25 protein-coding genes are annotated in these 22,184 nt (G+C 64.9%); 7 read left to right on the forward strand and 18 right to left on the reverse strand.

The annotated features are described in order from the left end of the window. Positions 1 to 44: 44 nt before the first annotated feature. The 6 genes from ING98_20250 to ING98_20275 form a co-directional block, all read right to left on the reverse strand. Positions 45 to 1,586: a F0F1 ATP synthase subunit alpha gene (locus ING98_20250; protein ID MCA3104209.1), complete on the reverse strand. Its 1,542-nt coding sequence runs from the start codon at positions 1,584 to 1,586 to the stop codon at positions 45 to 47. A gap of 10 nt (positions 1,587 to 1,596) precedes the next feature. Beyond that, positions 1,597 to 2,133 (reverse strand): F0F1 ATP synthase subunit delta, encoded by a 537-nt coding sequence (locus tag ING98_20255; protein ID MCA3104210.1) that lies wholly within the window; start codon positions 2,131 to 2,133, stop codon positions 1,597 to 1,599. Positions 2,134 to 2,141: 8 nt separating this feature from the next. After that, positions 2,142 to 2,612, reverse strand: coding sequence for a F0F1 ATP synthase subunit B (locus tag ING98_20260; GenBank protein MCA3104211.1), 471 nt, complete (start codon positions 2,610 to 2,612; stop codon positions 2,142 to 2,144). Positions 2,613 to 2,785: 173 nt separating this feature from the next. Next, a complete protein-coding gene (gene atpE, locus ING98_20265) occupies positions 2,786 to 3,028 on the reverse strand; it encodes a F0F1 ATP synthase subunit C (protein MCA3104212.1) in 243 nt (80 codons plus the stop codon). A gap of 74 nt (positions 3,029 to 3,102) precedes the next feature. Further along, a complete protein-coding gene (gene atpB / locus ING98_20270) occupies positions 3,103 to 3,966 on the reverse strand; it encodes a F0F1 ATP synthase subunit A (protein ID MCA3104213.1) in 864 nt (287 codons plus the stop codon). Positions 3,967 to 4,071: 105 nt separating this feature from the next. Continuing rightward, a complete protein-coding gene (locus ING98_20275; protein MCA3104214.1) occupies positions 4,072 to 4,431 on the reverse strand; it encodes an ATP synthase subunit I in 360 nt (119 codons plus the stop codon). Positions 4,432 to 4,690: 259 nt separating this feature from the next. Between ING98_20275 and ING98_20280 the strand changes: the two genes are divergently transcribed. The 3 genes from ING98_20280 to ING98_20290 are packed head-to-tail and all read left to right on the forward strand — an operon-like array spanning position 4,691 to position 7,344. Further along, on the forward strand, positions 4,691 to 5,392 hold the full coding sequence (locus ING98_20280; protein ID MCA3104215.1) for a hypothetical protein: 702 nt from the start codon (positions 4,691 to 4,693) through the stop codon (positions 5,390 to 5,392). Then, on the forward strand, positions 5,379 to 6,446 hold the full coding sequence (locus ING98_20285; protein ID MCA3104216.1) for a hypothetical protein: 1,068 nt from the start codon (positions 5,379 to 5,381) through the stop codon (positions 6,444 to 6,446). The genes ING98_20280 and ING98_20285 overlap by 14 nt, the downstream gene beginning before the upstream one ends. Before the next feature lie 34 nt (positions 6,447 to 6,480). After that, the gene (locus ING98_20290) at positions 6,481 to 7,344 is read left to right on the forward strand and encodes an amidohydrolase family protein (protein MCA3104217.1); all 864 of its coding nucleotides are present in this window, start codon (positions 6,481 to 6,483) and stop codon (positions 7,342 to 7,344) included. 33 nt (positions 7,345 to 7,377) lie between these two features. Here the strand turns inward: ING98_20290 and ING98_20295 are convergent, their stop codons facing one another. The 6 genes from ING98_20295 to mnmG all read right to left on the reverse strand — a co-directional run bounded on the left by ING98_20295 (position 7,378) and on the right by mnmG (position 13,626). Further along, positions 7,378 to 8,172 carry an aldolase gene (locus tag ING98_20295; protein ID MCA3104218.1) on the reverse strand — a complete coding sequence of 265 codons (795 nt, stop codon included), beginning with the start codon at positions 8,170 to 8,172 and terminating at the stop codon, positions 7,378 to 7,380. Positions 8,173 to 8,222: 50 nt separating this feature from the next. Further along, positions 8,223 to 9,182 (reverse strand): tripartite tricarboxylate transporter substrate binding protein, encoded by a 960-nt coding sequence (locus ING98_20300; GenBank protein ID MCA3104219.1) that lies wholly within the window; start codon positions 9,180 to 9,182, stop codon positions 8,223 to 8,225. A 155-nt stretch (positions 9,183 to 9,337) separates the two neighbouring features. Next, positions 9,338 to 10,231: a ParB/RepB/Spo0J family partition protein gene (locus ING98_20305; GenBank protein ID MCA3104220.1), complete on the reverse strand. Its 894-nt coding sequence runs from the start codon at positions 10,229 to 10,231 to the stop codon at positions 9,338 to 9,340. Next, a complete protein-coding gene (locus ING98_20310) occupies positions 10,231 to 11,001 on the reverse strand; it encodes a ParA family protein (protein MCA3104221.1) in 771 nt (256 codons plus the stop codon). Before ING98_20310 ends, ING98_20305 begins: the two co-directional genes overlap by 1 nt. After that, the gene (gene rsmG, locus ING98_20315; protein ID MCA3104222.1) at positions 11,001 to 11,627 is read right to left on the reverse strand and encodes a 16S rRNA (guanine(527)-N(7))-methyltransferase RsmG; all 627 of its coding nucleotides are present in this window, start codon (positions 11,625 to 11,627) and stop codon (positions 11,001 to 11,003) included. The genes ING98_20310 and rsmG overlap by 1 nt, the downstream gene beginning before the upstream one ends. An 82-nt stretch (positions 11,628 to 11,709) precedes the next feature. Beyond that, complete coding sequence (mnmG, locus tag ING98_20320; GenBank protein MCA3104223.1) at positions 11,710 to 13,626, reverse strand: tRNA uridine-5-carboxymethylaminomethyl(34) synthesis enzyme MnmG; 1,917 nt, start codon at positions 13,624 to 13,626, stop codon at positions 11,710 to 11,712. Between the two features lie 347 nt (positions 13,627 to 13,973). Between mnmG and ING98_20325 the strand changes: the two genes are divergently transcribed. After that, positions 13,974 to 14,378 carry a YjbQ family protein gene (locus ING98_20325; GenBank protein ID MCA3104224.1) on the forward strand — a complete coding sequence of 135 codons (405 nt, stop codon included), beginning with the start codon at positions 13,974 to 13,976 and terminating at the stop codon, positions 14,376 to 14,378. 176 nt (positions 14,379 to 14,554) lie between these two features. Here the strand turns inward: ING98_20325 and ING98_20330 are convergent, their stop codons facing one another. From ING98_20330 to ING98_20355, 6 genes are all read right to left on the reverse strand, one after another. Continuing rightward, positions 14,555 to 15,031: an RES family NAD+ phosphorylase gene (locus ING98_20330; GenBank protein ID MCA3104225.1), complete on the reverse strand. Its 477-nt coding sequence runs from the start codon at positions 15,029 to 15,031 to the stop codon at positions 14,555 to 14,557. Then, a complete protein-coding gene (locus ING98_20335) occupies positions 15,028 to 15,429 on the reverse strand; it encodes a DUF2384 domain-containing protein (GenBank protein MCA3104226.1) in 402 nt (133 codons plus the stop codon). Before ING98_20335 ends, ING98_20330 begins: the two co-directional genes overlap by 4 nt. A 441-nt stretch (positions 15,430 to 15,870) precedes the next feature. Further along, on the reverse strand, positions 15,871 to 17,562 hold the full coding sequence (locus tag ING98_20340; protein MCA3104227.1) for a flotillin family protein: 1,692 nt from the start codon (positions 17,560 to 17,562) through the stop codon (positions 15,871 to 15,873). 62 nt (positions 17,563 to 17,624) lie between these two features. Beyond that, positions 17,625 to 18,251: a YqiJ family protein gene (locus ING98_20345; protein MCA3104228.1), complete on the reverse strand. Its 627-nt coding sequence runs from the start codon at positions 18,249 to 18,251 to the stop codon at positions 17,625 to 17,627. Beyond that, a complete protein-coding gene (locus ING98_20350; GenBank protein MCA3104229.1) occupies positions 18,248 to 18,925 on the reverse strand; it encodes a PspA/IM30 family protein in 678 nt (225 codons plus the stop codon). The genes ING98_20345 and ING98_20350 overlap by 4 nt, the downstream gene beginning before the upstream one ends. Position 18,926: 1 nt before the next feature. Then, the gene (locus ING98_20355) at positions 18,927 to 19,436 is read right to left on the reverse strand and encodes a hypothetical protein (protein ID MCA3104230.1); all 510 of its coding nucleotides are present in this window, start codon (positions 19,434 to 19,436) and stop codon (positions 18,927 to 18,929) included. A gap of 710 nt (positions 19,437 to 20,146) precedes the next feature. Between ING98_20355 and ING98_20360 the strand changes: the two genes are divergently transcribed. From ING98_20360 to ING98_20370, 3 genes are read left to right on the forward strand one after another with little or no spacing between them, the layout of a single operon-like run. After that, positions 20,147 to 21,241 carry a hypothetical protein gene (locus ING98_20360; protein ID MCA3104231.1) on the forward strand — a complete coding sequence of 365 codons (1,095 nt, stop codon included), beginning with the start codon at positions 20,147 to 20,149 and terminating at the stop codon, positions 21,239 to 21,241. Continuing rightward, the gene (locus ING98_20365; GenBank protein ID MCA3104232.1) at positions 21,238 to 21,735 is read left to right on the forward strand and encodes a hypothetical protein; all 498 of its coding nucleotides are present in this window, start codon (positions 21,238 to 21,240) and stop codon (positions 21,733 to 21,735) included. Before ING98_20360 ends, ING98_20365 begins: the two co-directional genes overlap by 4 nt. 14 nt (positions 21,736 to 21,749) lie before the next feature. Further along, a complete protein-coding gene (locus tag ING98_20370) occupies positions 21,750 to 22,160 on the forward strand; it encodes a hypothetical protein (protein MCA3104233.1) in 411 nt (136 codons plus the stop codon). Positions 22,161 to 22,184: the final 24 nt, after the last annotated feature.

The following is a 22,184-nucleotide window of genomic DNA, read 5'->3' on the forward strand; positions in this document are numbered from 1 at the left end:
GCGAACGACCTGCCCGGGCCGGTGCTGCAATGAACGCTGCCGGATCAGTAGCTGCCGGTCTTCTTGAAGTCCTGGATGGCCGCGGTCAGCTTGGCCTCGTCGTCCTTCGACAGGTCCTTGCTCGACTCGATCGACTCGGCCAGGGCCGCGTACTTGGTCTTGACGAAGTCGCGCAGCGCACGCTCGAACGACAGCGCCTTCTTCACGTCGACGTCGTCGTAGAAGTTGTTGTTGACCGCGAACAGCGTCAGCGCCATCTCCCAGACCTGCAGCGGCTGGTACTGGGCCTGCTTCATCAGTTCGGTGACCAGGCGGCCACGCTCGAGTTGGCGGCGCGTCGCGTCGTCGAGGTCGGAGGCGAACTGCGCGAACGCCGCCAGCTCGCGGTACTGCGCGAGCGACAGGCGAACACCGCCGCCGAGCTTCTTGATGACCTTGGTCTGTGCCGCGCCACCGACGCGCGACACCGACACGCCGGCATTGATCGCGGGACGGATACCGGCGTTGAACAGGTCGGTCTCGAGGAAGATCTGGCCGTCGGTGATCGAGATCACGTTGGTCGGCACGAATGCCGACACGTCGCCGGCCTGGGTCTCGATGATCGGCAGGGCGGTCAGCGAACCGGTCTTGCCTTTCACTTCGCCCTTGGTGAACGCCTCGACATAGTCTTCGTTCACGCGCGCCGCACGCTCGAGCAGGCGGCTGTGCAGATAGAACACGTCGCCGGGGTACGCTTCGCGGCCCGGCGGGCGGCGCAGCAGCAGCGAGATCTGGCGATAGGCGACGGCCTGTTTGGTCAGGTCGTCGTAGACGATCAGCGCGTCCTGGCCGCGGTCACGGAAGTACTCGCCCATCGTGCAACCGGAGTACGCCGAGATGTACTGCATCGCCGGCGACTCGGAGGCCGAGGCGGCGACGACGATCGTGTAGGCCATCGCGCCGTACTCTTCGAGCTTGCGCACGACGTTGGCGACGGTCGAGGCCTTCTGGCCGATCGCGACATACACGCAGAAGAGATCCTTGCCCTTCTGGTTGATGATCGTGTCGACGGCCACCGCAGTCTTGCCGGTCTGGCGGTCGCCGATGATCAGCTCACGCTGGCCGCGTCCGACCGGCACCATCGCGTCGATCGACTTCAGGCCGGTCTGCACCGGCTGCGACACCGAGCGGCGGTCGATCACGCCCGGAGCGACCTTCTCGATGACGTCGGTCATCTTCGCGTTGATCGGGCCCTTGCCGTCGATCGGATTGCCCAGCGCGTCGACCACGCGGCCGATGAGCTCAGGGCCGACCGGCACTTCCAGGATGCGGCCGGTGGTCTTGACGGTGTCGCCTTCGGACAGGTGCTGGTACTCGCCCAGAATCACCGCGCCGACGGAATCACGCTCGAGGTTGAGCGCGAGGCCGAACGTGTTGTTCGGGAACTCGAGCATCTCGCCCTGCATCACGTTGGACAGGCCGTGCACGCGGCAGATGCCGTCGGCGACCGACACGATGGTGCCCTGGTTGCGCACCTCCGAGTCGACGCCCAGATTCTGGATTCGGCTCTTGATCAGCTCGCTGATCTCGGACGGGTTCAATTGCATCACAGTGCTCCTAGGATTGAAGGGCGGTGGCCATCTGCGCGAGACGGCCGCGCACCGAAGCGTCCAGCACTTCGTCGCCGACGGTGACACGGACCCCGCCGATGAGCTCGGGGACGATCACCACGCGATAGTTGAGTTGGCGCGCGAATTTCTTCTCGAGGCTGGCGACCAGATCCGCGAGCGCGGCGCCTTCCAGCGGGAAGGCCGATTCGATCACCAGGTCGGCGCGGCCTTCGGCCGCGTTGCGCAGCGCATGGAACTGAGCCGCGATCTCCGGCAGCAGTTCGACGCGGCCGTTCTCGGCCAGCATCAGCACGAAGTTCTTCGCCTCGGCGGGCAGGCCACCCGGTACGAGGCTGGCGAAGAAATCGGCGAGCCGGGCCGGCTGCAGACCCGGGTCGCTCAGCCGGCTCGACACCTGCGGATCGGCGGTGATCGAACCGAGGCTGCCGACCAGGTCGGCCCATGCCGGGACGGAACCGGACTCCTGGGCCAGCTTGAACGCAGCTTCGGCGTAGGGACGGGCGACGGTGGAGATCTCGGCCATCGTTACGCTCAGAGTGCCTGCTTGAGGTCGTTCAGCATCGCCGCATGGGCGCTGGCGTCGACTTCACGCTTGAGGATGCGCTCGGCACCAGCCACCGCGAGGGCAGCAACCTGCTCGCGCAGGGCCTGGCGGGCACGCTGGACTTCCTGTTCGACTTCGGCCTTGGCGGCGGCCGAGATGCGGTCGGCTTCGGCCTTCGCCGCAACCTTCGCTTCCTCGATCACGGCAGCGGCGCGCTTCTCGCTCTGCGCCAGGATTTCCTGGGCGCGGTCGCGAGCGGCACGATCGGCTTCCTGGGCGCGCTTTTCGGCGGCGAGCAGGTCCTGCTTGCCGCGCTCGCCGGCGGCGAGGCCGTCGGCAATCTTCTTCTGGCGCTCTTCCAGCGCACCGATCAGCGGCGGCCAGATGAACTTCATGGTGATCATCGCACCGATGAAGAAGACGATCAGCTGTATGAACAGCGTAGCGTTGATACTCATGTCAAACCTCGATCGATCCGTGCAGCCCCGGTCCGGGGGGCCGGTCGGGTGGCTGCGCGCGAACGCTGGTGGATGCTGCCTGCTGCGAAACCCGCTGCCCGACCTTCGGGCGCCGCCGCCTCACGCACGGGCGTGGACGGGCGACGGGCACAGCAGGTGCCGGCGGGGGTGGATCAGCCGGCGAACGGGTTGGCGAACGCGAACATCATCGCGATACCGACACCGATCAGGAACGCCGCGTCGATCAGGCCAGCCAGCAGGAACATCTTGGTCTGCAGCGTGTTCATCAGTTCGGGCTGGCGCGCTGCGGCTTCGATGTACTTGCCGCCCATGACGCCGATGCCGATACAGGCACCGATGGCACCGAGGCCGATGATCAAACCGCAGGCGAGGGCTACGAAGGCTACGTCAGTCATCACAACTACTCCTGTGGAAAAAACTCGATTGAAACAGGTGAGGGGAAAGGAACGGAAACCGAAAAAACCGACACTCAGTGGCCTTCGTGCGCCTGCCCGATGTAGACGAGGGTCAGCATCATGAAGATGAAGGCCTGCAGCAGCACGATCAGGATGTGGAACAGCAGCCAGCCCGTGCCGGCGATGACGTGGACCAGCGCCAGCGCGAGGCCGGTGGCGTGCATCGCCGCGTAGCCACCCATCAGCGCGATCAGGAAGAACAGCAGTTCGCCGGCGTACATGTTGCCGAACAACCGCATGCCGAGCGACACCATCTTGGCCAGGTACTCGATCAGGTTCAGCAGGAAGTTGGCTGGCCAGAGCAGGGGGTGCGCGCCGAACGGGGCGCAGAACAGTTCGTGGATGAAGCCGCCGAGGCCCTTGATCTTGACCCCGTAGTAGAGCATCAGGATCAGCACGCCGAGCGACATGCCGAGCGTGCCGTTCAGATCGGCGGTCGGCAGCGGCCGCAGGTAGACATCGTGTGCATTGAGGCCGGCGCCGTAGTAACCGAACAGTGCGGCGATCTTCGGCAGCAGGTCGACCGGGAGCAGGTCGATCGCGTTCATCATCACGATCCAGACGAACACGGTCAGCGCGAGCGGCGCGATGAAGGCGCGGTTGCCATGCACGATCGACTTGCTCTGGTCTTCGACCATCTCGACGAGGATCTCGATCGCCGCCTGGAACTTGGTGGGGACGCCGCTGGTCGCGCGCTTCGCGGCCGAGCGCAGCATCCACAGCGTCAGAGCCAGGCAAAGCAGCGAGAACAGCAGGGTGTCGATGTTGATGATCGAGAAGTCGACGATCGACTTCTGCTTTTCCGTCTGCCAGTGCGCCAGATGGTGGACGATGTATTCGGTCGCGTTGGGCGCGTAGTGGTGATCGGCGGCGGACATGGATCGAGTCGGTCTTGAGGGATCGGGGACTGCGCGGTGTATCTGGCAGGGTGCGGGGCAGGTGTCGCGGGGGTTTCGCGCGGGCTAGGTCGGCGTAGGCGTTGATCAGCGGCGCAGCAGCAGCGCCAGCCAGTTCGCTTTCACCGCGACGATCACGCCGAGCACTGCGCCCGGCCAGAATATCGTGTCGACCACCCGTGCCATCGCAAACAGGATCAGCACGGTGAACAGCATCTTTGCAAACTCGCCGATGAAGAACACGGCAGCAACCTGGTCGGGTCGGTAGCGCAACGCCAGCGAAAGCCGCCACGCGAACAGCGCGCTCGGCAGCCAGCATGCTGCACCGCCCGCCAGCGTCGACCAGCCCGCAGGGGCGTCGATGAAGACACCCATGGAGATGGCGGCAACGAGCACCAGCGCTGCCTGCAGACCGACGATCGCGACGAAACCGGATGGCACAGACATCATTCCTGGTACATCAGGTTGCCGACTCGCCCTGGTTCCGACGGTGCCCGCTTACGCCGCGCCTACAAAGCCCTTGATTCTTGCCTGCCACCGCCCCTGTTGTCAACGGGGGCGTGCGGCGGCGCACAACGTCGGCGCGGCGACGCTCCGAAACAACGTTCGCACTGTGCCATACTCGTTTGACAGAAAATCGTGCGTCCAACGCCGAACGTCGAACGTCGAACGTCGAACGTCGATTGCACCCCCAGGAGGTCTGCCCATGCACCCGTCGCCCGTGCGCATCGGTCTGCTGGTGCCGGAAAACAACACCACCATGCATCTCGAGCTTCCGGCCTGGCTGCCCGGAGGGTCGACCTGTCGGCGTACGGGCATCTCCCGGTCGCCAGGCCTGCTGACCTTGCCCGACCTCGACCCGTACGTCGACCAGGCGATGCACCTCGCGCAGGCTTTCCATGGCGAGGTCGATGTCACGGCCTACGGTTGTACGGCCGCGGGAATCCTGGCAGGCCCGGCACGCGATGCTGCGATCGGCAAGCGGCTCTCGGAAGTCACGGCCGTGCCGGCCGTCACGACCGCCGGTTCGATGATCGCGTGGCTGCGTGCGCAGGGTGCACGCCGCATCGCCCTGGTGACGCCTTACAGTGACAGCGTCAACGCCGACCTGACGCGCTTCCTCGGCGATGCCTCGATCGACGTGCATGCCCTGTCGAGCTTCAAGGCCGCCGGTGTCGCCGAGCTCGGCCTGATCACTGCCGCGCAGGTCGAGGCGCGCGCCGTCGACCTGATGCAAGGTCAGGGCGATGGCTGCGACGCGCTGTTCATCGGTTGCTCGCAGCTGCCCACGCAGTCGATCCTCGACCGCCTGCGCGCCCGGTTCGGTTGCCCGGTGTCGTCATCGATCCATGCCACCGCGTGGCAGATCGGGCAGCAGCTGCAGGTCGCGGCCGATGTCGCTGCCTGAGCCCGCTGCAGTCGAAGGCGGGGGCGTGCAGGTCTATGCCGGTACAGCCGGACACTCGGCCTGGTTTTCCGACGATCTCGGCGACTCCTGGGTGCATCCGAACAGCCATTCCGGGATGTACCTCGAGGCACGGGTATGGAGTTTCGCGTCCCACCCCGACGCGCCGCGATTCCTCTACGCCGGCACCGATCACGGCCTGTTCCGCTTCGACGAGACCACGCGGCGCTGGTCGCCGCTCGCCTCTCCGATGCTGGACATCTGGTCGGTCGCGATCGACCCGCGCGACCCGGCACGGATGATCTGCGGCACCCGACCCGCAGGCTTCTGGCTGTCGGAAGACGCTGGCGGCCACTGGCGCGCGCTGCCCGCGCCCGGCATGCGGCCGTTCTCCGAGATCGTGATGGGTCCGACACGGGTCACGCAGATCCTGTTCGACCCGATCGACATCGACACGGTCTGGGCCGGCGTCGAGATCGGCGGCATCTTCCGCAGTACCGACCGAGGCGAAACCTGGATGCAGCTCAAGCAGGGCCTCGTGTCTTCCGACGTGCACGGGATCGCGGTATCCCGGGATGTTCGCGGCGACAAGCTGCTGCTCGCCACCACCAACTACGGCCTGCACCTGAGCCGCGACAACGGCATGACCTGGCAGCTGCGCCCGCTCGATTCGCCCTGGCAATACACGCGCGCGATCAGCACCGACCCGGGCGACCTGCAAACCGTATGGCTCACCAACGGCAACGGACCGCCCGGCAGCACCGGCCGCCTGTGGCGCAGCCGCAACGGTGGTGTCGACTGGCAGATGGTCGCGCTGCCCGGCGTGCTCAACAGCACGCCATGGTGCATCGCCGCCGACCCCTCCCGGCCGCGGCTGAGATTCCTGTGTACCAACCTGGGCCAGCTGTTCCGCAGCACCGACGGCGGCGAACAGTGGCAGCGGCTGCCACACGAGTTCGGAGAGGTGCGCGCGCTGGCCTGGCGCCCGGTGCCACCGGAACTGCGGCGCGGCGCCGAGCATTCCATCACGCGCAGGCCGGCGCCGCCGGGTAGCTGATCGCGCAATCCCATCATCGTAGATCGAGGAAGTCATGACCCTTTACCAAGACGAGCCGGCCAAGTTCCGCGCGCCCGCCGGCGCCTGCGACGCCCATTTCCATGTGTTCGGTCCGGCGAACCAGTATCCGTACGGCGACGATCTTCGCTATGCGCCGCCACTCGCCCCGCTCGAGGACTTCCTCGCGCACGCGACGGCCAACGGCTTCGAGCGCTTCGTGTTCGTGCAGCCCAGCGCCTACGGCCGGGACAACACCTGCATGCTCGATGCGATGGCACGCATGTCCCTGCCCTGCCGCGGCATCGTCGATGTCGACGAGTCGATCTCCGAGGCCGAGCTCGACCGGCTGCATGCGCTGGGCGTGCGCGGGGTGCGCCTCAACGTACGCCCGATCAAGCCGTTCGAGGCCGGGTTCACGCAGACGCTGCTGCCGCGCATCGAGCAGCTCGATGCGAAGCTCGCCGACCGGGGCTGGCAGATCGACTTTCTCACGCCGGGCTGGTGCACCTACGAGCTGCTGCCCACGCTGCGCCAGCTGCGCTGCCAGCACACGGTCGCGCACATGGGGCTGTTCCTCGGCAAGGACGGCCCGCAGCAGGAAGGCTTCAAGGCCTTCCTCGACCTGTTGCGCAATGGGCCCGGCCGCTGCTGGGTCAAGCTCACCGGGGTCTACCGGATGTCGGAAGTGCCAGGCTTCACCGATGCCGATCCGATCGCCCAGGCACTGATTGCCGCCGCTCCCGACCGGATCATCTGGGGTAGCGACTATCCACACCTGTCGTTCGCGGACAAGGTCGGCAGCAACCAGCTGTTCAACCTGTTGCTGCGCTGGGCGCCGGATGAAGCAACCCGGCACCGGATCCTCGTCGATAACCCGAAGGCGCTGTTCGGGTTCTGAACCACATGCCGGGCAGGGTTTTGCCTGCCCGGGTCAGCCCAGCGCCTTGCGCAGTTCGGTGGTGACGCGCGTGCCTTCGGCAAGCATGAACGCGATCTCGCTGTTGGTGGTCACGAAGCGCATGCCCTTCTTGATGAACTCGACCTGGCGCGCGAGGTTGCGGTCGCCGCCGACCCCGGCGATCTTGCCGTTGGCCTTGGCGGCCGCGATCACCCGATCGAGTGCCGCGAGGTGCTGCGGGCAGCCGAACTGGCCAGGCAGGCCGATGGCCGCGAGCAGGTCGTTCGAGCCCACGTGCAGCACGTCGAAGCCATCGACCGCGGCGATTTCCTCGACATTCTCGAGCCCCTCGCGCGTCTCGATCATGCACACGGTGAGCACCGCCCGGTCGAGCACCGGCACCGCATCGGCGGTGGAGGTGGGGCGGTAGTCGAACATGGGATAACCACCGCCGACCGAACGCCGTCCGACGGGCGGGAAGCGGCAGCGGGCGACCGCACGCCGGGCTTCGTCGGCGTTGCTGACGTCCGGAAAGACGATACCGGTCACGCCGTTGTCTAGCAGCACCGAGGTATCCGGGTCATCGACGCTGCGCACGCGCACCATCGGCGTGACGCCGATCGCGAGCGCGACCTGCGCGATGTGGCCGATGGTCTCGACCGAATACAGCGAATGCTGCATGTCGATGAAGATGAAGTCGTGGCCGGTGGTCTTCGCGATGCGGGCAATGTCGCCCGAGCGCACGATGCGCACGTTCATGCCGAGCACGACCTCGCCTGCGAGCAGGCGATCTTTCGCGGGGTTGGGGATCGACGGGCCTGGTTGCATGTTCGGTGTTGCGGTCATTACAGAGTCTCCTTCGGATGTGCCGGGGCCGATCAGGGCTTGATGTTGCGATCCTGGGCGATCCTGCGCCACTTGGCGATCTCGGCGCGCACGTACTCGGTGAACGCTTCTGGCGTCATCAGCACCGGCTCGGCACCCTGGTCGGCCAACCGTGGACGCATGTCTTCCGAGGCGAGGATGCGGTTGAGTTCGCCGTTGAGCTTGCGCACCACGTCCGGCGGCGTCTTGCCCGGGGCCAGCATGCCCCACCACTGGCCCGCCTCGTAGCCCGGCACGGTTTCGGCGATGATCGGCATCTCGGGTGCGAACGACGACCGCTTTGCCGTACTCAGCGCGAGCGCGCGCAGCCGGCCAGCCTTCACCTGCGGCCAGACCGAGGGCAGGCTCACGATCATCATCTGGACATGACCACCGACCAGGTCGGTCACCGCCGGCGTCGCGCTCTTGTACGGTACATGGGTGATGTCGATGCCGGCCGCGACAGCCAGCGCCTCGGCGGCGAAATGGATGATGCTGCCCGTGCCAGCAGTGGCGTAATTGAGATCACCCGGGCGGGCCTTCGCCAGGGCGATGAGTTCCTTCATGCTGCGCGCCGGCAGCGAAGGATGAACCACCAGCATCAGCGGCCCCTGCCCGACCATCGCGACGCCGGTCAGGTCACGCGCCGGATCGAACGGCAGCGCGGTGCGGATCGCGACACTCGTGGTGTAGGTGCCGGTAGGCAACAGCAGCGTGTATCCATCGGCTGGCGCCTTGGCGACGATCTCTGCGCCGATGATCTGGCCTGCGCCGGCGCGGTTCTCGATGATGACTGGCTGGCCCCAACGCTCACGCAGGCGCTCGGCGAGCAGGCGGGCCAGCACGTCGGGCGAGCCCGCCGCTGCAGTAGGCACCACGATGCGGATCGGCCTTGTGGGGTAGTCCTGGGCCAGCACCGACGTCGTCGCCAGCCCCAGGAAGGTCAGCAGGCATCCTTTCGTTGTCACGCGCATCGCGCCTCCTTCTTGATACCGGTCGGCCTGCGGGCCGATCTCGTTGTCTGGTTCATGGTGCCCGCGACTATCGTGCATTCGCGCACAGGCGGCAACCGGTCGCCTTCGCGCGGGTACCGCCCGGCCGGTGCCGCCGGGTCAACCAACCCTTTGGATCATTCGGGCGGCAGGCCGAGCCGCCGGGTCAGTTCGTCCAGGTGTTCCAGCGAGTGCCAGGCGATCTCCATCCGACCCGTATGCTTCGGCCCCACCTTCAGGCGGACGCCGGTGCCGAGCGACTGGGCGAGCCGTTCCTGCAGGCGCGCGACATCCGGATCCTGGGCGGCACGCCGCCCCCCGCCCCCCGGCACCCCTGGCGGTGCGTTCAGGCGCGCGACTTCCCGTTCGGTCTCGCGAACTGAAAGTTTCTGCGCGGCGACCCGATTGGCGAGCGCGATCTGCTGCGCGGGATCCAGCCCCAGCAGGGCGCGTGCATGGCCCATCTCGATCGCGCCGGCATAGAGGAGTTCTTGCACCGCAGCACCGAGCGCGCGCAGCCGCAGCAGGTTCGACACCGCGGTGCGCGAGCGGCCGAGGGCCTTGGCAGCCAGTTCGTGCGTCATGCCGAACTCGTCGATCAGGCGCTGGATGCCGTGCGCTTCCTCGAGCGCGTTCAGGTCTTCGCGCTGGATGTTCTCGATCAGCGCCATGGCCAGCGCCGATTCGTCCGGGATCGTCCGGACCAGCACCGGTACCTGGGTCAGCCCGGCCAGGCGCGACGCGCGCCAGCGGCGTTCACCGGCGATGATCTCGTAGCGGCCCTCGCCCACCGGTCGTACAAGGATCGGCTGCAGGATACCCTGCTCGCGGATCGACTCGGCGAGCTCCGCCAGCGCAGCCTCGTCCATGCGGGTGCGCGGCTGGTACTTGCCCGGCAGCAGCGCGTCGATCGGCAGCTCGCGCGTGCCCTCGACCTCGCTGCCCGGTTTCGGCGGCGCGTCGAATGCGTCCATCGCGCCACCGCCGAGCAGCACGTCGAGGCCGCGTCCGAGTCCTTTGGGTTTTGCCATCATGTCATTGCCGCCCGATTGAGCATTTCACCGGCGAGCGCCAGGTAGGCGAGCGCGCCCTTGGATTGCCGGTCGAATTCCAGGACCGGCCGGCCGTAGCTCGGCGCTTCGGCCAGCCGGACGTTGCGCGGGATCACCGTGCGGTACACCTTGCTGCCGAAATGCTGGATGAGCTGCTGCGAGACCTGCAGCGCCAGCGTGTTGCGCGGGTCGTACATCGTGCGCAGCAGGCCTTCGAGCTCGAGTTTCGGATTGAGGTTCGCGCGCACCCGCTTGATCGTCTCGACCAGGTCGGACAAGCCCTCCAGGGCGTAGTACTCGCACTGCATCGGAATCATCACGGCGTCGGCCGCGACGAAGGCATTGACCGTGAGCAGGCTAAGCGCGGGCGGACAGTCGATCAGGATGTAGTCGTAGCCATCGGCGATCGCGGCAAGGGCCTGCTTCAGCCGGGCCTCGCGCTCGGGCATGGTCACCAGTTCGATCTCGGCACCGGCGAGGTGGCGGTTGCTCGGCAGTACATCGTAGTCGCAGCTCTCCGAGCGCACCCGGGCGGCGGCGGCCGGCACGGCTCCGAGCAGCACGTCATAGAGTGAATGGGTGAGCGACGACTTGTCGATGCCGCAGCCCATCGTCGCATTGCCCTGCGGATCGAGGTCGACCAGCAGCACGCGCCGCTTCGCGGCCGCGAGGCTCGCGCCCAGATTCACGCTGGTGGTGGTCTTGCCGACGCCGCCCTTCTGGTTGGCGATCGCGAGGATGCGCGGCATCAGGCGGCACCGATCGACACGAGGTGGCGCTCGGCATCGACTCCGGGCACGTCGAGTCGGATCACCTCGACCGTGCCGATCTCCGGCGACAGTTGCAGCACTTCTTCGTAGGGGTACACGCCCTTCATCGCCAGCAGTGCACCACCGGGCGCGCGCAGGTGGCGCGACAGTTCGGCGAACTCGGGCAGGTCGGAGAAGGCGCGCGACACCACGTAGTCGAAGCCGCCCTCGGGCCGGAACGCTTCGACACGGTCCACGACGACGGTGGCGTTCGACAGGCCCAGCTCGCTCACGGCCTGCTGCAGGAACACACCCTTCTTGTGGTTGCTGTCGAGCAGCGTGACCGACCAGTCGGGGCGCGCGATCGCCAGCGGGATGCCCGGGAGCCCTGCCCCGGTGCCGATATCGACCACCCGCCTGGCCGGGCCGTCGATCACCTTCAGGAGCGCGAGGCTGTCGAGCAGATGGTGGGTCACCATCTTCACCGGCTCGCGGATCGCGGTCAGGTTGTGCACCTGGTTCCATTTCGCGATCAGCGCGACATAGTCGAGCAGCTTCTGGCGCGCGGCGGCGGGAAGGTCGAGACCGAGTCGTTCAAGGCCGGTATCGAGGGTGGTCATTGGCATCGGATCTACCTCGGAGAATCGGGGCGCTGGAGGGGACGACTGGGAGAGCGCGGGGCGCCGGGCACGGCGCGCTGGGTGCGGCTCATGCCGAGCGCGCTGCCGGACGGCGGCTGGTGGCGGCATCGGCGCGATTGCGGCGCTTGAGATGAACCCAGAGCAGCGAGATCGCTGCCGGCGTGATGCCTGGCATGCGGGAGGCCTGGGCCAGCGTCTCCGGGCGTTGCGCGCTCAACTTCTGGCGCGCTTCGATGGATAGCCCGCTGAGGGCAAGATAGTCGAAATCCGCCGGCAGGTGCGTGGTCTCGAGCTGATCCTGCCGGGCGATTTCATCGGCCTGACGCCCGATGTAGCCGGCGTACTTCGCCGCGATCTCGATCTGCTCCGCCACCGCCTCGTCGCGTACGCCCGGACCGACACCTGGCAGCGTCATCAGTGACCGATAGGTGACTTCCGGACGGCTCAGGAGTTGTGTCAGCGAATACTCACGCTCGACGGACTGCCCGAGAATACGTTGCGCGTCGGCGTCGCTGATGATTTTCGGGTTGATCCAGGTCGCCTTCAGGCGCTCGGATTCACGCGCGATCGCCTCCCGTTTCTGCTCGAAATGCTGCCAGCGATGATCGTCGACCAGCCCGAGTTCACGGCCGATCGTGGTCAATCGCATGTCTGCGTTATCTTCCCGCAGCGACAGCCGGTATTCGGCACGGCTGGTGAACATCCGGTATGGCTCGGTGACGCCACGGGTGATCAGGTCGTCGACCAGTACGCCCATGTAGGCCTCGTCCCGCCGCGGATGCCATGCCGCTTCACCGATCGCGGAGCGCGCCGCGTTGATGCCGGCCACCAACCCCTGCGCCGCCGCCTCTTCATAGCCGGTCGTGCCGTTGATCTGGCCGGCCAGGAACAACCCGGGGATCGCCTTCAGCTCCAGCGCGGCGCCCAACGCGCGCGGATCGACATAGTCGTATTCGATCGCATAGCCGGGACGTACGATGTGCACGTTCTCCAAGCCCTTGATCGAACGCATGAAATCGATCTGCACATCGAACGGCAGGCTGGTCGACATACCCTGCGGATAGATCTCGTTGACCGTCAGCCCCTCCGGCTCGAGAAAGATCTGATGGCTGTCGCGATCGGCGAACCGGGTGATCTTGTCCTCGATCGACGGACAGTAGCGCGGGCCGACACCCTCGATCACCCCCGCGAACATCGGCGAGCGGTCGAGGTTTTCGCGGATCACGTCATGCGTATGGCTGTTGGTATGCGTGATCCAGCAGGGAATCTGGCGCGGATGCTGGTCGCGGCTGCCGAGGAATGAAAAGACCGGGACTGGATCGTCTCCCGGTTGCCGTTCCAGCACCGAAAAATCGATCGTACGGGCGTCCAGGCGCGGCGGTGTACCGGTCTTCAGGCGACCCAGCGGCAGTTTCAGCTCGCGCAGGTGCTCGGCCAGCCGGATCGACGGCGGGTCCCCTGCCCGGCCCGCCGCATGATTCGTCATCCCGATGTGGATCAGGCCGGACAGAAAGGTGCCGGTGGTCAGGACGACCGCGCGCGCCCGGAAACGGATCCCCGATTGGGTGATGGCGCCCGCGATCCGCCCGTTCTCGATGATCAGATCATCGACCGCCTGCTGGAACACGGCCAGGTTCGGCTGATTCTCGATCCGGCGCCGGATGGCGGCCTTGTAGAGCACCCGATCCGCCTGCGCGCGAGTCGCGCGGACAGCCGGCCCCTTCCGCGAGTTCAGTATGCGGAACTGAATGCCCGCCTCATCGGCCGCCTGCGCCATCACACCGCCCAGCGCGTCGATTTCCTTGACCAAGTGCCCCTTGCCGATACCCCCGATGGACGGATTGCACGACATCTGGCCCAGCGTTTCGACGTTATGGGTCAGCAGCAGGGTCGCACGCCCGCTCCGCGCAGCCGCGAGCGCAGCCTCGGTGCCGGCATGGCCGCCGCCGACGACGATCACGTCATATTGAGTTGGGTACCACATGGAGGTTTCCGGACGGGAACGGCTCAGGGAGCGCTGCGTGGTAGCGCCGCACTGGAGAAGGGTCGCCGATTGTAGGGGAGCCCCTTCGCATGGGCAATTTGAATCGTGGTTGAATCTCGCTCGAATTGCGGAATGTTTCACGTGAAACGGGCGGCTGGCTGTTTCACGTGAAACATTCAGGCTCGGCTTGCCTGGACGCGGGCCCCTGCCCGCCCAAGCCACCGACACCAGCGACCTGCTGCGCCCGCCTGCTCCGCGTCGCCTGGCAGGCACCCGGGAAAGGCTGCCCCTCCATCACTGTGCACGCCATCGTACTGCTAGACAATCACCAGATGTAAAGACAAGTCATCCAGACGCTCCTGTTCGACACGGACAGCCGCGGACTTCACGACATCACGGCACGTGTCGCCAAAGCCGCTGCGGACACGAACATCACCGACGGACTGGTCACCCTCTTCCTGCGTCACACTTCCGCCAGCCTGCTGATCCAGGAAAATGCCGATCCGGAGGTACTCGGCGACCTCGAGCGCTTCATGGCCCGGCTCGTCCCCGATGGTGACCCGCTGTACCGGCATCGCGACGAAGGTCCGGACGACATGCCTGCCCATGTACGCGCCGCCCTGACCGCGGTGCAGCTTTCGATCCCGATGAGCGGCGGCAAGCTGACGCTCGGCGTCTGGCAGGCGGTCTGCCCGTGCAAGCAGCCCTTACACCGTTGCTGGCGCCACCCGAGGAGCCACTCGACGCTGTAGCCTGACTCGCCCGCGGCGCGGCCTGGATCGGCGTCTTGCCTAAGCCGGCGCTCCGCGAAGGCGCAGACAATCATGAAATCAACGACTTGCCACAGCAATCGGACTGGAAGACGCGTCGTTAAGGGGGGTTCAGCGTAGGGGGGTCATGTGTACGCGGGCATATACATGCCCCGCGCCTAGGGTCGTTGCAGACGCGAGTCGTAAGTCCACTTGCGAACCTTCCGGACACGGATCGCACGCACGTCGCCGTGCTTCGGATTGATCAGGATGTTCATCTCCTCCGGCACGATCACCGATGGCACGAACATCACCGCCGATGCACCTTCTCGCAGCCAGGCCTCCCCGGCTTCAAGGCTCACCCTGCCCTCAGGGATTGCATCCCAACCAATGTGCTCGAGGGGCACGAACCGGAGGGCGGTCTTCACCAGGCGATCGGGGATCTCCAGTTCGACGAGATACCGGTCAAGGGGCAAGCCGCCTGCGTTCAGGTGAACGATCGTCTCCAGGCAGGCAAGCGCACGGCTCGATGCCGCATACAACATCGGTGTGCCCTTGCGGTTCCAGCGACCACCTGTGGCCTCAGCACCGGCGCCGGTCAGATCGTCGGCGGTATAGCCAGGCGCATCAGTACCGATCCGCCACACCAGTGTCATGCATACGCCCCGCCGCGTGCCCTCTCCAGCAGGCCGGACACGATCTGCTGACCCTCAGCCGTGTCCATGTACTCGCCTGGCGATAGACCTCCCAGCGCCGGCATGGGCTGCTCGAGCCACCCGGCCACCCAGCGGGCGGAATCGAAGCCGGCGGAACCGCCGGACTCGTCCACCATAGCCTGCGCCTGCCCCACGAGCCTGGCAAAGCCGATCACGCGCTCGCTCTCGACCACCGACAAGGCCTGACTGGCTCGGGCCTTGCGGTCCACCGTAGCCCGCGACAGCCCGAGCAAAGCAATGACACGCTCCTTGGATTCACCGGTTGCCCGGGCAAGCCCCGCGATGGAAGCCGCTGGCACGCCGCGCTTGGCGACAGCCACGCGCTCGATGGCAGGCATGGCAAAGACGCGGACAAACCATGCCGAGGACGCGTCGGCGGGCCAGTCCGACGTCACGACAGGCTTGGCGATGGCGGCGCTGGGCACCGGCTTGCGCTTTGTACCTGCGGCGGTGGCGTGTGCGGTCATGATCTGCTCCTTTGATCAAACATAGTAGATCATTTGATCAGAACTCGCCACGATCCTGCGATAGCTTTCCTGCAAGGGCGACCTTGCCGGGCTCGTGGATGACGCCCCCCGAAGCAACCCTGCCTCGGAACCCCACCTACTTCGTGATGCTGAACCCTCATCACGGACTGGAAGCCGTAGAGAGCGACAATCATCCTGAGGGCCACGTCCGGGTACTCCCGGAGACGGGTACACGTTGCCGCGATGATCCCGCCTAGCATCCACAATCAGGAACCGCACACCCACGATCCGGGGCGGCGGCGTCCGGCACAATCAGGGCTGCGCCTCGGGCTTCTTCAACATTCCTGAAAGTGCATCAGCCATTCCAGTGATCCCTTCGTTCGACAACCCGGCATCCTTCATGACGGCATCAACGATCGGCTTGGCGAGTTGATACTGCAGCGCCGAGTTCATCACCTGCTCAGGAAAAGTCGCCCCGGCGCCGCTGGCGCGGTTCGCAGCCCCCTCCGTGCCGGCGTTCGCCGCGCCCGGCATACCACCCACCTGGAAGATGCGGATCGACTCGATCTTCTCCATGGGCCGGACAGCCTGTTCGAGGATCTGCGGCAACTGCTGCAGCAGGAGCGTCCTGACTTGCAAGTCGATCTGTGCAGCCGAAAGCGTGTTCAACGCCTCGTTGATCGCGCGCTTGCCTTCGGCTTCTGCCAGCGCGGCCGCTTGCCGCGCTCGTGCCTCAATCGTCAACGCCTCGGCCCTGTCCAGCGCTGCCTCCTTCTCGGCTGAAGCTGAGACCTTGACCGAAATAGCGTTCTGCTCAGCTTCCTTCGAGGCCTCGATCAGTTGAATGCTCTTTTCGCGCTCGGCGACTGCCACCTGGCGGGAGGTGTTTACCGCCTCTTCCGCCTTGACCGCCTCAGCCCGCGCCAGGTTAGCGGCTGCATCCGCGTCAGACTGCTCGCGCGACTTCGTTGCGATCGCGATCTGCGTGTCCTGACGCGCGATCTCCACTTGCTTGCGCTGCTCAGCGCGCTGCATTTCCGTCTTGCGCTCCAGCTCGATCTCCCGAGTCTGGATCACGAGGTTCTTCTCGATCTCGGCCGCCTTGATTTCACGCTCGGCTTCGATACGCTTCTGGCTGACTTGCCGCTCTGCCTCGATCTTCGCCGCCTCCGCTTCGCGACTGCGCTCAGCCTGCTGTGATGAGATCAACGCCGCCTGCTCGGCGCGCGTGACCTCGATCTCGCGCTGCTGACCCAGCGAGGCGAATTCCTGATCCTTCTCGATCGTGAGCTTCTGGCGCGTGGCGTCGAGGTTCTTGGCGCGCACCTGAACCTCTGTGTCCTGTTCCACATCGTTACGCTGCTTGCGACGGGCTTCCGTCTGCTCGGTGAGTCGGGTGAGACCCTCTGCATCGAACGCGTTGTTCGGGTTGAAGAACTGCTTATCCGTCTGGTCAAGGCTCGTGAGTGACACCGACTCCAACTCGAGCCCGTTCTTTTCCAAGTCTTCCGCGACCGCGTTCTGCACAGCCTGCACGAAATCGCGGCGCTTGTCCTGGAGCTCCTGAATCGTCATGGTCGCAGCCGTTGCTCGCAGCGAATCGACGAACTTGTCCTCCACAAGGGCCTTCAACTCATCCGGACTCATGGTACGGGCACCAAGTGTCTGGGCGGCGATGCTCACTGATTCCTCGGTCTGCTTTACCCTGACAAAGAACGCTGCAGTGACATCGACACGCATCCTGTCCTTGGTGATCAGGCTTTCACGCTCGCGGCGAACGACTTCGAGCTTCAGGGTGTTCATGTTCACGAGCACGCGTTCATGGAAAACTGGCAGCACGATCGCCCCACCGTCCATGATCACCTTCTGTCCGCCCAAGCCGGTCCGAACGAAAGCCGTCTCTTTTGTTGACCGCTTGTACAACCGCGCGAAGACGACACCGATCGTAAACAGAGCTACGAACACGATGCCTGAGATGGCCACTAGCTGGATCAGATTACCCATGTTCAGATTACTCATGTCGTATGTTGTCTATATGCAATGATCCGTGCCTGGGGCATCGGCCGCTACATCAGAGTCGGGTGCGGATTGGCAATGCACCGGTAGAAAGCTCCCGCCTTCCTGACAATCAGAACCTGTGTTCCTTCGGCGAAGACCTCGTCGTCGATGTCGGGTTCAACCATGAGGTAGTGCGAGCGGCCGTGACTGTCCTTAACCCTCGCCTGCGCCGCCAGTCCCCGCCGTGCGCCGCCCCCAACGATCACACCCACGCGGCCCACGAGGCTTTGTTCACTGACCACGCTGGTTTCATCGCGTGGGATGATGTGCGAAATCAATGATCCTAGGCCGCGCACGGTAGCCATGCCTGCCGGCACAGCGAGCAGCCCTGCTAGCCAGCCCGGCAGGTAGCCGCCGAATAAGCCGTTGGCCACCAACTGCAAGCTGTAGCCGAACGTGGTGTATCCGCTGAGAAAGAGCAGCAGCAACACCAGCGCCGGGACCTTGCCCAAGTGCAGCCAGCCGAGCACGCGATCCAGCCCCGAGTCGCCATCGATCTCAGGCAGTAGATCATCAAGAAGGTTGCTAGGACTCATCGAGACGAGCATGCCCAGCCCTTCGAAAAGGGCAATGCCGACAATCAGCGCAAAACCGATGCCGAAGGGCAGGTTCTGCGGCGCCGTGAACAGGCTCATGCCTTGTTCGCCCTCAGTTGTGCCATGCGCTCCGCGATCTTGTTGTCACGCACCATGTCGTCCAGTTCCCGGAGCTGAGCAGCCTGCTGTACGGTGTTGCCACGCGCCGTGCCGGACAGACCCGTTTGCCGCTCGTAGATTCGATCGAACGCGCCGGTGACGCTTTCGATACGATGTTCTGCGTCGCTCCCGGCTGCCCCGCCCTTCAACGAGGTGGTTGCAGAAGCCACGGCGCGGCTTTTGCGAAACTCCGACAGTGCATCCTGCATTTCCCGCTTCTTCGCCAGGAGTGCAGCGACATAGCCCTGTAGCTCGCCTTCCTGCCGGGTGTACTCGCCAAGTGTGGTCTCGAGTACTGGCAATTGAGCTTCGATGTCCAGTTGTCTCGCAACTGCAGCCCGGGCCAGATCCTCCCGCCCAACGTTGAGTGCCTCATCAATCTGAGCTGCCAACTTGGCGTGTTGGCTGTTCAGGCTGGCATGCTGCTGCTGCGACAGATGTCGATTTGCCGAGACGACGCCCAGTTCGTGCCTGACGTCGTCGATGACTGCGTCAGCTTCCCGGAGAGCCTGCTCCATCATGGCCTCGGGCGCTTGGTCTTCGATACGATCAAGCAACGCATGTACGCCGCCAGCGATCACTCGACCGACACGAGCGTTGAGGGTTTCGGACATCTCAGGATCCTTTCGAGGTTTGCAGGTTCATGACCAACTCGATCGTCGGGCCCATCAGGCGCCGCACAACCGTCGGATCGTAAGCCGCAGCATGCGGAGTGGTTCCTTGGCGCAGCAGCGTCTCAAAAAGGGCGAAAGCCCGCCGGGCCAGTGCTTCTTCGAACTTGTTGGCATCCCCTTCGTTGGCGGGCGCGCGGCTGACCACCAGCGCCAACATGGACGTCAGGTGATCGAGCAGCAGGCTCACCACTTCGGAGTGCTTACCGGTTCGGCCCTCGGTACGGACAAGCGACTCACGCAGCCTGCCCATCAGGTCGCGCGCCCAAGCGTGTGCCGCCACATAGTCGAGCGCTCCGTCGTGCTGTCGCTTGATCTGTCCGAGCAGCACCCGCAGCTTGTCGCTGTTAGTGGTGGCACCTTCGACCTGGAGCTGTGCAAGCCATAAGTACAGATCACTCGGGATGCGAGCGGACAGCGGCTCCATCGAAGTGGCGGATGCATGAGTAACCATGGCGGATAGTCTTGGCTTAATTCAATTGACTTCGAGTGTAACCATTCGAATTCATTTGTCAACGCGCTCCGCCAAAATCGTGCTCGCGCCGGTACTATGCCTAGATTATGGCTTGAGAGCCATCCAGTTCCGAGCTTCAAAGCCAATTGACCTCTTCGTGACACACGTCGGCGTGCCGGTATACGCAACACACCTCGGGAAGCGGATCTCTCGTGCGGGTGGATAGCCGCCCATTGATCGAAGAGCCGCTTCCGCTCGCCGCGGATCACGCCACCTGCCCATCAAGGCCCTGGCCCGACTCGCGCCAGCCGATACCTCACAAATCCTCAGTGGTCACCTGTAGCGCCCGCCTGTCGCCGATTGTCGTTTTCCCCACCTACTTCCGATGCAGAACTGCATCATGGGCTGGAAGGCGCGTGGATGCTGGGGGTCAGGGCGACATGGGCTGATGTGTACATGCGTGTGTACATGAAAAGATCTCACCATGCCGCAGCGGATGAGCAGGGCTCCGTGCGGTCGCGCTCAAGCCCGATCACCGGCACCAGAGAACCATTGGGCCCGATAGCCAGCGTCGATACGCCCGCCGTGGCTGGTGATCTCCTGTCGGGCGACCTGCCTGTGCAAGCACCCCTTGCGCAATTGGTCCAAGGAGACCGTTCAGTCGCCACCTCCTTGTCAAGTTGCCACGTAAGAATTAAAGTAGCAACTCAATGATTAGTAGCGACCTCAACAATGCAGGCGACAACCAAGCGAACGGCCGCTGGGAAGGCACTGCTGGCCCGATCCTGGTCGAAGTCAAGCGGACCAACAGCATGCGGGACGTACGGGGCGCACTGCTAGCACTCGCCTACCTCGTCGATGGCGAGTCGTCCAAGAGCCAGGCCGTGTGCGTGGTCGTTGATTCGCGCCTGTCCCAGGCCCGTCTCGGGGAGGAACTGAATCGACTCCGCGGCGTACTCCGTCCGGAGCTGGCCGATCGAATCCACTTCCTGGCGAACAGAGGCGTCCAAAGCCACAGCCCGACAGCGTTCAGCGGATCACTCGAAGCCGTGCCGAGCGCCTTCTATGAATGGCTCGAAGGACTGATCACAACCGAGCGCCTGCGAGGGCACGCGCCGAAACTGCCGCAGCGCCAGATCGTTGTCGCCACCTTGGCGCAGCTTCGCCTGTGGAACCAACCACCAGTGACGGTGAAGCGCCTTCAGGAAACATCCGGCGCGAGCTACCCGACTGTGGCGACCGTGCTCAAGGAACTCGGGGAAAAGGGGTGGCTGGAAAACAGCAGCGAGCGCGGCGTCCGGTTGCGACATTTGACCATCGGCGAATGGATGGACCTGGCACGTGACCATGCAAGACTGCGCAAGGCGCACCTGTTCACCGATCCGACCGGCCACGCGACGCCCGAGCAGATGGCCAAACGCCTTGCCCAACTCCAGGATGCGAGCAAGCTGCCTCGAAACGTCCGCATCGGCGGCGTCCTGGGTGCCTCCAGGCACTTCCCGGAACTGGACATCACGGCCGCGCCACGGCTAGACCTGTCCGCCAGCGCAGATCCGACGCACGTCGCCGAAATGATCGATGCTGGCCTGCGCCCCAAGACCCGGCCGGAGCAACGGGTTGCCTTGGCTGTGCATGCGACTCGCGACCCGTGGGTCATCACGAATGCTGGATCCCAGCCACTGGAGCGATGGGCCGGCGAACTAGAATGCCTGGCGGACCTTATTGACATGGGATTCACTCGCGAAGCGTCCGAGATGGCCCACCACATGGAGCTGACAAACAAGGAAGGCAGATCAACTCCATGACCCCACTGACACCCGATGCCGTGATGGCCCAGATTGCCGCAGCGCTCCCAGAAGACTGCCGGCCGAACGTCATCGTCATTGGCAGCCTGGCAGCCGGGTACCACTTTTTCTCGGGCGATGGTCAGAGAAGCATTCGCACAAAGGATGTCGACTGCATGTTCTCGCCTTTTGCGAAAGCCGTTGCGGCTGCTGGGCAAGTGACCGAGCGCTTGCTGGAAGCGAATTGGCAACAACGCAAGATAGGTGACTGGGCCGAGCCCGGCAACGCCCAAACGCCCGACGACGAGCTGCCGATGATCCGTCTCAGCCCGCCTGAAGCTGAGGGCGGCTCAGATTGGTTCCTTGAACTGCTCGGCGCGCCTGACACGAAATCCGAGCAGGACAAAACGTTCCACCGCGTACAGACCCCCTTGGCCACTTCGCGATCTGCAGCTTCAACTACCTTGCGCTGGCGGAATGGAACCCCGTCGAGACAAAACACGGCGTGCGCGTAGCCCGGCCTGAAATGATGGCGCTGGCCAATCTGCTCCATCATCCGAAGATCGACGACGATTTCATCAAGGGCACGGAGGATAAGCGTTCCAACAAGGATCTCGGACGCGTCGTTGCTTTGGCATGGTTGACCGCGGAACAGGACCGTCGCAACGGTACCGCAGAGCTCGAATCATGGGCCCGTCGAATGGGCGAGGCGCTACGCGAATGTTTCCCGGGTCGGGCAAAGCAGTTAGCACAGGGGGCCGGCGCCGGCCTTCGCGAATTGATGGACAGCGACGGGGACCGCGACCAGGCGCTGTCGATTTGCAACAAAGGACTCCTCGCTTCAATGGAAGTCAACCGGGACGCGTTCGCCGCTACCGGCCGCCGCCTGCTCCAGTTGGTGATCGAACCCCTCGCAGAAACGGCTTCGACCTGGCAGTAGAGCGACCCGAGTACCGCCGTCACG

It is taken from the genome of Rhodocyclaceae bacterium, from assembly GCA_020248265.1.
Taxonomy (GTDB): domain Bacteria; phylum Pseudomonadota; class Gammaproteobacteria; order Burkholderiales; family CAIKXV01; genus CAIKXV01.